This is a genomic window from Halorientalis persicus, from assembly GCF_900110215.1.
Classification (GTDB): domain Archaea; phylum Halobacteriota; class Halobacteria; order Halobacteriales; family Haloarculaceae; genus Halorientalis; species Halorientalis persica.
In genome coordinates, this window is record NZ_FOCX01000117.1 from 1 (window position 1) to 1,221 (window position 1,221).

Consider the following 1,221-nt stretch of genomic DNA (forward strand, 5'->3'; position numbering starts at 1 on the left):
CCGGACCGATACTTTTCGGGGAAGTAGTCCGTGTAGTACTGCTGGATCTCTTCGCGAGTTGCGGGCCGCCACGCATCTCCTGTCATAGCTCGTCCCTCAGACTAGTGAGTGTCTTGATCCGAGTCATCCCTGACGCGTATCCATCGTGTGCGTCTTGGATGCACTCGAGCAGGTCATCCATACTGTAAATGCGTTCGCCATCGTCTGGTCCAGTCCCACGGTAGTTGACTTTCGTGTCAAGCTCGAACCGATCACTGTGGTCAACGAGGGCGTTAATCACAGGCACCACTTCTTTGACGCCTTCAACAACCCATATTGCACCCCCGTCTAGCTGAGTGAGATCCCGATAATCTTGCACAGCGGATGTTCGATTGTTACTACCGAACCAGACTTCACCACCAATTTCAGTTGTTCCATCAGCATTGTACCCGACGACATCGTACTCATGTCCACGTTCTGTTGGGTACCGGACCACTGACTCAACCCTATCCTCCTGCTTGAGATATTTGGCTGTGACCGCAACACCAATCCGATGAGCGCCGGTCTCCCCAAGGTCGCCTTGTTCTTCGCCAATTGGTTTAGCGAGGTCAGGGTCGATCTGCTTAACGACATTCCATCCTTTCTCAGTAAAATCGTAGTACTTCTTTTTGAACGGCATCCCGAGCCGCTCGATGAATCCTTGCTCTCTGAGCCCAGCAATATCTGGATTACCGAGGGAGCGTTCGAGGTAATCCATACTCTGCGTGAGATCGTAGCCCTCTAACTCACCGTTGTATGCCATCGCTAGCTTCGCAATGAACCTCGCTTGATCACCACTGAGGACACCGTTCTTGACGAGCTTGTGGACAAATGCACGTTGAACGTCGGCAAGGCCGAGGTCAGATTCGTCATCGATTTCACTAATACCGTCTTCTATTTCTTGTGGCGTGTTTCTCTCGCCAAAGACACCGGATTGCGCTGATTCATCCGTAGATTTGCTCCCAGTGTCGTCGGCATCTGACTGTTCCATCGTGCCAGAGGGGTCCTGCTCGCTGTCGTTGCTTGATGACTCTGCCCCAGTCTCTTCATCAGCTGTGCCGGTCGGTTGGTCGTCGTTCGGTGTGGAAGTGTTCTGGCTGGATATGGGGTCTTCTGAGTGGTCTGTGTGCTGCGCTTGCTCGCTGTTGCCCGGTGACTGGTCGTCTCCGGTGGCTGTTGGTGCTTGTTTTGCAGGCCCCCACC

Annotated in this window: 1 protein-coding gene; it reads right to left on the reverse strand. The window is 53.5% G+C overall.

Annotation, left to right across the window (positions count from 1 at the left end):
* Positions 1-82: 82 nt before the first annotated feature.
* The coding region (locus tag BMX17_RS26615) for a hypothetical protein (RefSeq protein ID WP_170845574.1) at positions 83-1,221 on the reverse strand (1,139 nt) is incomplete at its 5' end.